This window comes from Motilibacter deserti, assembly GCF_011250635.1.
Classification (GTDB): domain Bacteria; phylum Actinomycetota; class Actinomycetes; order Motilibacterales; family Motilibacteraceae; genus Motilibacter_A; species Motilibacter_A deserti.
Map to the genome: position 1 here is coordinate 1 of NZ_JAANNP010000078.1, position 8,827 is coordinate 8,827.

General features: G+C 74.3%; 9 protein-coding genes and 1 pseudogene. 8 read left to right on the forward strand and 2 right to left on the reverse strand.

The annotated features are described in order from the left end of the window. A pseudogene (locus G9H71_RS19555) lies at nt 1–508 on the reverse strand (hypothetical protein); the annotation flags it as partial. A 108-nt stretch (nt 509–616) separates the two neighbouring features. On the opposite strand from G9H71_RS19555, the gene G9H71_RS19560 reads away from it, so the two are divergent. Further along, nucleotides 617–1,603, forward strand: a complete 987-nt coding sequence (locus G9H71_RS19560; RefSeq protein ID WP_166284467.1) for an aldo/keto reductase — start codon at nt 617–619, stop codon at nt 1,601–1,603. A gap of 10 nt (nt 1,604–1,613) precedes the next feature. Then, the gene (locus G9H71_RS19565; protein WP_166284468.1) at nt 1,614–2,210 is read left to right on the forward strand and encodes a YdeI/OmpD-associated family protein; all 597 of its coding nucleotides are present in this window, start codon (nt 1,614–1,616) and stop codon (nt 2,208–2,210) included. A gap of 77 nt (nt 2,211–2,287) precedes the next feature. On the opposite strand, the gene G9H71_RS19570 is transcribed toward G9H71_RS19565, so the two are convergent. Next, nucleotides 2,288–2,803, reverse strand: a complete 516-nt coding sequence (locus G9H71_RS19570) for an inorganic diphosphatase (RefSeq protein ID WP_166284469.1) — start codon at nt 2,801–2,803, stop codon at nt 2,288–2,290. A 50-nt stretch (nt 2,804–2,853) separates the two neighbouring features. Here G9H71_RS19570 and dacB point away from each other — a divergent pair, with 50 nt between their 5' ends. The 6 genes from dacB to ftsH form a co-directional block, all read left to right on the forward strand. Then, nucleotides 2,854–4,296: a D-alanyl-D-alanine carboxypeptidase/D-alanyl-D-alanine endopeptidase gene (dacB, locus tag G9H71_RS19575; protein WP_166284470.1), complete on the forward strand. Its 1,443-nt coding sequence runs from the start codon at nt 2,854–2,856 to the stop codon at nt 4,294–4,296. Between the two features lie 16 nt (nt 4,297–4,312). Then, nucleotides 4,313–4,456 (forward strand): GPGG-motif small membrane protein, encoded by a 144-nt coding sequence (locus G9H71_RS19580; RefSeq protein ID WP_166284471.1) that lies wholly within the window; start codon nt 4,313–4,315, stop codon nt 4,454–4,456. A gap of 79 nt (nt 4,457–4,535) precedes the next feature. After that, the gene (locus tag G9H71_RS19585) at nt 4,536–5,603 is read left to right on the forward strand and encodes a zinc-dependent metalloprotease (protein ID WP_166284472.1); all 1,068 of its coding nucleotides are present in this window, start codon (nt 4,536–4,538) and stop codon (nt 5,601–5,603) included. Nucleotides 5,604–5,606: 3 nt separating this feature from the next. Further along, nucleotides 5,607–6,614 (forward strand): tRNA lysidine(34) synthetase TilS, encoded by a 1,008-nt coding sequence (gene tilS, locus G9H71_RS19590; protein ID WP_166284473.1) that lies wholly within the window; start codon nt 5,607–5,609, stop codon nt 6,612–6,614. A gap of 15 nt (nt 6,615–6,629) precedes the next feature. Then, entirely contained in the window at nt 6,630–7,181 is a 552-nt protein-coding gene (gene hpt, locus G9H71_RS19595; RefSeq protein ID WP_166284474.1) for a hypoxanthine phosphoribosyltransferase, read from the forward strand. A gap of 356 nt (nt 7,182–7,537) precedes the next feature. Continuing rightward, nucleotides 7,538–8,827: ATP-dependent zinc metalloprotease FtsH (ftsH, locus tag G9H71_RS19600; RefSeq protein ID WP_166284475.1), on the forward strand; the 1,290-nt coding region annotated here is incomplete at its 3' end.

The following is an 8,827-nucleotide window of genomic DNA, read 5'->3' on the forward strand; positions in this document are numbered from 1 at the left end:
CGCCCGGCACGGACGTGATGGTCGACCAGGCCCACGTGGTCGGGGTGGCGTTCTTCAGCGGGAAAATCCGCGTGTTCTCCCCGCCGCGCAGGCACTTGGGCACGAGCTTCGCGATCCGCCGCGCGGCGTCGCGGGCGGCCGTCGCCGTGCCGAGCTCGACGACGGTCTGAGCAGCGCGGCCCGCACGCGGGCCCTCCGGCGGCGTGTAGCGGGCGGTGACGCGCTCGCGGCCCGCCGGTATCGCCGGGACGCAGGCGCCCGAGAGCGCGCCGGCGTGCCGGCCGGCGCGGGCGAACTTCAGCGCCCCGAGGTGCGGCCAGACCCCGGGCGGCAGCGTGTCGGTGTAGACGCTGTCCTTCGCGACGGCGGCGGGGGAAGCGGGCGTCGCGGTGCTCGCCGGGGCGGCGGCGTACGCCGGGGCGGGCGAGGCGCCGAGCGCGGCGGCGCCGACGAGCGCGGCGGCCAGGGCGGTGCGGGCGGTGGTGCGGGTGCTGGTCGGGCGGGTCATGCTGGTCCTTCCGGTACGCCCCGGGAGCGGTTCTTCCGGGGCCTGTGCCGACTCGGACGCTGACGGGTGCGCGTTTGGTTGCACGGCCCCGTGCGTACGGTCTTGGTCATGGAACAGAGGACTCTCGGCAAGACCGGATACCAGGTCGGCGTGGTCGGTCTGGGGGCGTGGCAGATCGGCGCGGACTGGGGCGAGGTGAACGAGGACGACGCCCTGGACACGATCGCGGCGGCGGTCGACGGCGGCGTCAACTTCATCGACACGGCCGACGTCTACGGCGACGGGCGGAGCGAGCGGCTGATCCGTCGCTTCCTCGGTGAGCGCTCACACGGGCCGATCACGGTCGCGACCAAGGCGGGGCGCCGGGCCGACCCGTTCGTCGCCGAGCAGTACACCCTGGACAACTTGCGGGCCTGGACGGACCGCAGCCGGGAGAACCTCGGCGTCGACACCCTCGACCTGGTCCAGCTGCACTGCCCGCCGACCGCGGTCTACTCGATGGACTCGGTGTACGAGGCGATGGACACCCTCGTGCAGGAGAAGGCGGTGGCCTACTACGGGGTCAGCGTCGAGACGGTCGACGAGGCGCTGACCGCCATCTCGCGGTCCCAGGTCGCGACGGTCCAGGTCATCCTCAACGCCTTCCGGCAGAAGCCGCTCGAGCGCCTGCTCCCCGCGGCCAAGGAGGCGAACGTCGGCATCATCGCGCGCGTGCCGCTCGCCAGCGGCCTGCTCTCGGGCAAGTACGACGAGAACACCGAGTTCGCGGCGAACGACCACCGCAACTTCAACCGGCACGGGGAGTCGTTCGACGTGGGCGAGACGTTCGCCGGCGTCGACTACGAGACCGGCGTACGCGCCGCCCGCGAGATCGCGAAGCTGACCCCGGAGGGGGCCACCACCGCCCAGCTGGCGCTGCGCTGGATCCTCGACCAGGACGGTGTCTCCGTCGTCATCCCGGGTGCCCGCAACGCCGACCAGGCGCGTTCGAACGCCCAGGCCGAGCAGCTCGCGCCGCTGGGGCCCGACGCGCTGCGCGCGATCCGCGAGATCTACGACGAGCGGATCCGCCCGCTGGTGCACGACCGCTGGTAGGACTGTCCCCATGACGGACGCGGCCCCTCCCGAGCGGCAGGGGCTGCCTGTCGTCGCCTTCGCCGACGCGTCGGAGTGGGAGGCGTGGCTCGAGCGCGAGCACGCCTCCTGCCCGGGCGTCTGGGTCCGGCTGGCGAAGAAGGGCTCGGGGATCGCCAGCGTGTCCTACGCCGAGGCGGTCGAGGGCGCGCTGTGCCAGGGCTGGATCGACGGCCAGTCCGCGTCGATGGACGAGGCGACGTGGCTGCAGAAGTTCACCCCGCGCCGGGCGCGGAGCAAGTGGTCGAAGATCAACTGCGAGCGGGTCGAGGGCCTCGTCGCAGCGGGGCGGATGCGCCCGGCGGGGCTCGCGGAGGTCGAGCGGGCCAAGGCGGACGGGCGCTGGGACGCGGCGTACGACCCGCCGAGCACCGCGACCGTGCCGGCGGACCTGCAGGCCGCGCTCGACGCGGACCCGGCCGCCGCCGCGGCCTTCGCGAGCCTCAACGCTTCGAACCGCTACGCGATCCTGCACCGGCTGCACGACGCGAAGAAGCCGGAGACGCGCGCCCGACGGCTGGAGAAGTTCGTCCAGATGCTGCGCGACGGGCAGAAGCTCCACCCCTGACCGGCGTTGCGCCCGCGAGCACCGCCTTGCTCCCGCGGCAGGGGGAGCAAGGCGGTGTCGGCGGGCGCAGAGCCGCGTCAGCCCTGGGCGGGCGGGTGCGGCATGCCGTGCCCCGAGGACGCCTGCCGCTCCCGGGAGCGCTCGATCTCGGCCTCGGCCTCGGCGCGTCCGGTCCACGTCGCGCCCTCGACCGACTTGCCGGGCTCGAGGTCCTTGTAGACCTCGAAGAAGTGCTGCACCTCGAGCCGGTCGAACTCCGCCATGTCGTCGATGTCCTGGATCCGGTCCATGCGCGGGTCGCCGGCGACGACGCACATGACCTTGTCGTCGCCGCCGGCCTCGTCGGTCATGCGGAACATCCCGATCGCGCGGCAGCGGATCAGGCAGCCGGGAAACGTCGGCTCCTCGATGAGCACCATGGCGTCGAGCGGGTCCCCGTCCTCGCCGAGCGTGCCCTCGATGTAGCCGTAGTCGTGCGGGTAGCGCGTCGCGGTGAACAGCATCCGGTCCAGCCGGATGCGGCCGGTCTCGTGATCCACCTCGTACTTGTTGCGCGACCCGCGGGGGATCTCGATCAGGACGTCGAACTCCACGGGAGACCTCCACCGGACGGCTGCTGACTGCAAACGGTTAGTGTCGCGGAGTGCGTGGACGCGTTGTCGCCGGGGTGGGCGCCGCCGTCGTCCTCGTGGCCGGTGCGGGCGTGGCCATCGGTGCCGGCCTCGACGGCGCCGAGCCGGAACGTCCCGCGACGTCCGCTTCCGCCCCGGCCGTGCTCCCGCCGTCAGCCCCGGCCGTGCTGCAGCCTGCCACGTCGTCGCCCGGCAACGCACCGGCCCCCGCGGGCGTGACGGCCGCGGTGCGTGCCGCGCTCGGCGACCGGGCCCTGGGCGGCTCCGTCGGGGCGACCGTGCTCGCGGCCGACGGCACCGTGCTGCTCGACCGCGGCGGCGCCGCGCACACCCCCGCGTCCGTGGCGAAGCTGCTCACGGGGACGGCCGCCCTGACCGCCCTGGGCCCGGACACCACGCTCGCCACCCGGGTCGTCAGTGACTCCGCGGCCGCGGCCGGCGCCACGCCGGGAACGCCCGGCGCGAGCACCCCGGCGGCGGGCGGCACGGCCGACATCGTGCTCGTCGGGGGCGGGGACGCGACCCTGCAGTCGGGAGCGGACGACCGGGGCAGCGACACCACGGCGTACGCCCGCCTCGACGTGCTCGCGAAGCGCACCGCGGCCGCCCTGGGGCGGGGAGCGACGGTGCGCGTGCTCGTCGACGACTCGGCCTTCGCCGCGCCCGCGGTCAGCCCCGACTGGGAGCCCGGCTACGTCCCCGGCGGCATCGCCGCGCCCACGAGCGCGCTCTCGGTCGACCAGGGGCGCGTACGCCCCGGCGAGGACGCGCGGGTGGGCGACCCCGCGCTGGAGGCGGGGCGCCGGTTCGCGGCGCTGCTGCGCGCGCAGGACTTGACCGTGCGGGGCGCGGTGGCGCGGCGGGCCGCCCAGGGTGCGCAGGAGCTGGCCCGGGTGGAGTCGCCGCCGGTGGCGCGGCTCGTCGAGCGCATGCTCGAGCAGAGCGACAACGACCTGGCCGAGGCGCTCGTCCGGCTGGTCGCGGCCGAACGCGGCGAGCCGGCGACCGCGGCCGGCGGTGGCGCCGCCGTGCTCGCCGAGGCGCAGGAGCTGGGCATCCCGGTCGCCCGCGCGCGCCTGCTCGACGGCAGCGGCCTGGCGCGCGGCTCGCGGGTCGGGTCCGACACCCTGGCGGCCACGCTGCGGACGGCGGCCTCGCCCGAGCACCCGGAGCTGCGGCCGGTCCTGACCGGGCTCCCGGTGGCCGGGCTCACCGGCACCCTCGCCGAGCGCTACGCCGACAGCGGACCGCTGGACGCCGCGCGCGGCGTCGTCCGCGCCAAGACCGGGACGCTCACCGGCGTCAGCTCGCTGGCCGGGCTCGTGCGCGACCGCGACGGGGGGCTGCTGGTGTTCGCGTTCCTCGCCGACCGGGTCCCGGGCAGCACGCTCGACGCCCGGCAGGCGCTCGACGAGGCGGCGGCCGCGCTGGCCGAGTGCGGGTGCCGGGGCTGAGCGTGGGGAAGCGGTCGTGATCGCGGTGCTGTGGGCGCTCGCCGCCGTGCTCGTGGTCGTGGGCATCGGCTCGATCGTGCGCGACGAGCGGGTGTGGGGCGTCGCGCTCGTCGTGCTCGGCGTCGCGCTGGGGCCGGGCGCAGCCGTGCTGCTGGCGTGACCGAAGGGCCGGGCGTCACCAGCCCGTAGCGTGGCTGCATGGACAGCGGAGGCGCGATGCGCGGCGGGGCGGGCACGGCATGTCGGTGACGGTCGACTGGGACCTCGCGACCGCGACGGCGGTGCGGCTGGCCCCGCGCGGGCCCAAGGTGACGCGGGACGAGGCGCACGCCGCCGTCGCCGAGCTGCGGCAGCGGGCCACGGAGGCGCAGGCGCACGTGCGCGCCTACACCGGGCTCGTCGCCGAGGGCGGCTCCTCGGCCGTGGCCGTCGTGGACCGCCCCGGCTGGGTCCGCGCCAACGTCGAGGGCTTCCGCGTCGTGCTCGACCCGCTGGTCGCCCGGCTGTCCGAGCGCGCGGCGCGGCGGCGTACCCCCTCCGACAGCCCGGTCGCCGAGGCCGTCGGTGGGGTGCTCACCGGCCTGGAGACCGGGGGGCTGCTCGCGTTCCTCGCGGGCAAGGTCCTCGGGCAGTACGAGCTCTTCACCCCCAGCGCCACCGGCGGCCGGCTGCTCCTCGTCGCCCCCAACATCGTCGCCGCCGAGCGCGAGCTCACGGTCGACGTCAGCGACTTCCGGCTCTGGGTCTGCCTGCACGAGGAGACCCACCGCGTGCAGTTCGGGGCCAACCCGTGGCTGCGCGACCACCTGCTCGCCCAGATCAGCGGCTTCGTCGACGACGCGGACCTCGAGCCCGCGGCCCTGCTCGCCCGGCTGCGCGGGGTGTTCCGCGCGGTCTACGGCGCGGTGCGCGGCGACGAGAGCGCGCCCTCGCTGCTCGAGGCCGTCCAGTCGCCGGCGCAGCGCGAGGCCCTCGACCGGGTGACCGCGATGATGTCGCTGCTGGAGGGCCACGCCGACGTGGTCATGGACGGCGTCGGGCCGGAGGTCGTGCCGAGCGTCGAGCAGATCCGCAAGCGGTTCCAGAAGCGCCGCGGCTCGAGCCGGCCCACCGAGCAGGTGGTGCGCCGGCTCATCGGCATCGACGCCAAGATGCGGCAGTACCGCGACGGCGCGAAGTTCGTCCGTGGCGTCCTGGACCGGGCGGGCATGGACGGCTTCAACCAGGTCTGGACCGGCCCCGAGACCCTGCCCCTGCCGGCCGAGATCGCGCACCCGGCGGCCTGGGTCCGGCGCGTCCTCGGCTGAGCCGTGGGCGGGCAGCTCGACCCTGCGGTCGCGGCCGTCCGCGTCGCCGTGCGGAAGGCCCTGCAGGACGTACGCCCCGGCGGCCGTGTGCTCGTCGCCTGCAGCGGCGGCGCGGACTCGCTCGCCCTCGCCGCGGCCGCCGCCTTCGTCGCACCGCGCCGGGGCCTGACCGCCGGAGCGGTCGTCGTCGACCACGGGCTGCAGGCGGGCTCGGCCGAACGGTCCGAGCAGGTCGGCGCCACGCTGCGCGCGCTGGGGCTGGCGCCGGTCGAGGTCGTCGCGGTGGCCGTCGGCCGCGCCGGAGGCCCGGAGGCGGCGGCCCGGGACGCGAGGTACGCCGCCCTCGCCGCCGCGGCCGCGGCGTACGAGGCGGAGGCGGTGCTGCTCGGCCACACGCTCGACGACCAGGCCGAGACCGTGCTCCTCAGGCTCGCGCGCGGCTCGGGCGCGCGCTCGCTCGCGGGTATGGCGGCTCGTGGGGGGCCGGCCGGGCCGGGCGGGCTGTGGCGCCGGCCGCTGCTCGGGGTCCCGCGGGCGACGACGCGGGCGGCGTGCGCGGCGCTCGGGCTCGAGCCGTGGGAGGACCCGCACAACGCCGACCCGGCGTACGCCCGGGTGCGGGTCCGGCGCGACGCTCTCCCCGCCCTCGAGCAGGCGCTCGGGCCCGGCGTGGCGGAGGCGCTCGCCCGCACGGCCCGGCTGCTGCGCGACGACGCCGACGCGCTCGACGCCTGGGCGGAGCGCGAGCTGCCGGCCCTCACCGGGACGGACGGCTCGCTCGACGTGGACGCGCTCGCGCAGCTGCCGGCGGGCGTACGCCGTCGCTGCCTGCGCTCGGCGGCACTGGCGGCGGGATGCCCGGGCACGGACCTGTTCGCGGTGCACGTCGACGCGCTCGACGCGCTGGTCGTCGACTGGCACGGGCAGGGCCCGGTCCAGCTGCCCGGGCGTGTGTCGGCCCGGAGGCGGTGTGGGAGGCTCGACCTCGAGGCGGGGCAAGGCAAGAGCTGACCGGAGGCGCACGGCGTGAACGCTGCCGACATGGGGACCGACCTCGAGCGGGTGCTCGTCACCGAGGAAGAGATCCAGAACCGTCTGCAGGAGATGGCGGCCGAGATCGACTCCGACTACCACGGGCGTGACCTGCTGCTCGTGGGCGTGCTGAAGGGCGCGGTCATGGTGATGGCCGACCTGTCGCGCAAGATCAGCTCGCCGATCCAAATGGACTGGATGGCCGTGTCGTCCTACGGCTCAGGGACGAAGAGCTCCGGCGTCGTCCGGATCCTCAAGGACCTCGACCGCGACATCTCCGGCAAGCACGTCCTCGTCGTCGAGGACATCATCGACTCGGGCCTCACGCTCTCCTGGCTGGTCGCCAACCTCGAGTCCCGCGGCCCGGCCTCGATCGAGGTCGCCACCCTGCTGCGCAAGCCCGACGCGCTCAAGGTGGACGTGACCGTGAAGTACGTCGGCTTCGACATCCCGGACGAGTTCGTCGTCGGCTACGGCCTGGACTACGCCGAGCGCTACCGCAACCTGCCGTTCGTCGGGCTGCTCGCGCCGGCCGTCTACTCCTGACGCCCACTCCGCTCCCGCGCCCACCGTCTTGCCACCTGCGCTGACGCCCCATCACCTGCGCTGATCATGCACATGTGGCGAGTTGTCCACATGCTCGCGAGCTGTGGACAACTCGCCACATGTGCATGATCAGCGGGTGAGGGGGAGGGGCCGCTACGCCCACGGCGTACTGGACGGCCCAGCACTCGTCCGAGGGGAACGGCGCTGGCCAAGGCCGCGTTGGCCTGGGATAGCTGCACCGAGTGCTCCGGAGTGTGCAGCAGTGCGCGCTTTCTGCGACTGCTCGTACCCCGGTGTACCGTTCCTAGCAGACCGTTTGCTACTCGAGGAGGGACGGGGCGACCCGCCCCGGTTCGATGGACCTCAAACGCTTCTTCCGCGGCCCCGTGTTCTGGGTGCTCCTTGCCATCCTCGCGGCCGTCCTGATCACCACCACGGTGCGCTCCTCGAGCGGCGCGAAGGCGGTCGACACGTCGGACGCCATCGCGGCGATCGACGCCGGCCAGGTCGAGTCGGCCAAGGTCGTCGACGGCAGCCAGCGCATCGAGCTGACGCTCAAGGACGGCTTCCGCATCGACAGCGCGCCGGACGCGGAGAAGGTCTACGCCACCTTCGTCGACGGCACGCAGCAGCAGATCGTGAGCAAGCTGCTCGCCAACGTCCCGCCGCAGGGCTTCGACGAGGACGTCGCACGGCAGAACTGGTTCGTCAGCCTGCTGCTCACGGTCGTCCCCATCCTGCTGATCTTCATCGTGTTCCTGTTCTTCATGAACTCGATGCAGGGCGGCGGCTCCCGGGTGATGAACTTCGGCAAGTCCAAGGCCAAGGTGGTCAGCAAGGACACGCCGAAGACGACCTTCGCCGACGTCGCCGGCGCGGACGAGGCCGTCGAGGAGCTCCACGAGATCAAGGAGTTCCTCGAGAGCCCGGCCAAGTTCCAGGCGATCGGGGCGAAGATCCCCAAGGGCGTCCTGCTGTACGGCCCTCCCGGCACCGGCAAGACGCTGCTCGCCCGCGCGGTGGCCGGCGAGGCCGGCGTGCCGTTCTACTCGATCTCCGGCTCGGACTTCGTCGAGATGTTCGTCGGTGTCGGCGCCTCGCGCGTCCGTGACCTCTTCGAGCAGGCGAAGGCCAACGCGCCCGCGATCGTGTTCATCGACGAGATCGACGCCGTCGGACGGCACCGCGGTGCGGGGCTCGGCGGCGGCCACGACGAGCGCGAGCAGACGCTCAACCAGCTGCTCGTCGAGATGGACGGCTTCGACGTCAAGGGCGGCGTGATCCTCATCGCCGCGACCAACCGGCCGGACATCCTCGACCCCGCGCTGCTGCGCCCGGGCCGCTTCGACCGGCAGATCGCGGTCGAGAGCCCGGACCTGCAGGGCCGGTTCAAGATCCTGCAGGTGCACGCGAAGGGCAAGCCGATCGACCCGTCGGTCGACCTGATGGCCGTCGCGCGGCGCACCCCCGGCTTCACCGGCGCCGACCTGGCCAACGTGCTCAACGAGGCCGCCCTGCTGACCGCCCGAGCCGACCGCAAGCTCATCGACCCCCCGTCGATGGACGAGGCGATCGACCGCGTCGTGGCCGGGCCGCAGAAGAAGACGCGGCTCATGGGCGACAAGGAGAAGAAGCTCACCGCCTAC

What these genes read in the sequence shown, in the direction of transcription:
- G9H71_RS19560 (WP_166284467.1), top strand. Translation starts at nt 617, where the DNA reads ATGGAACAGAGGACTCTCGGCAAGACCGGATACCAGGTCGGCGTGGTC.
- G9H71_RS19565 (WP_166284468.1), top strand. Translation starts at nt 1,614, where the DNA reads ATGACGGACGCGGCCCCTCCCGAGCGGCAGGGGCTGCCTGTCGTCGCC.
- G9H71_RS19585 (WP_166284472.1), top strand. Translation starts at nt 4,536, where the DNA reads ATGTCGGTGACGGTCGACTGGGACCTCGCGACCGCGACGGCGGTGCGG.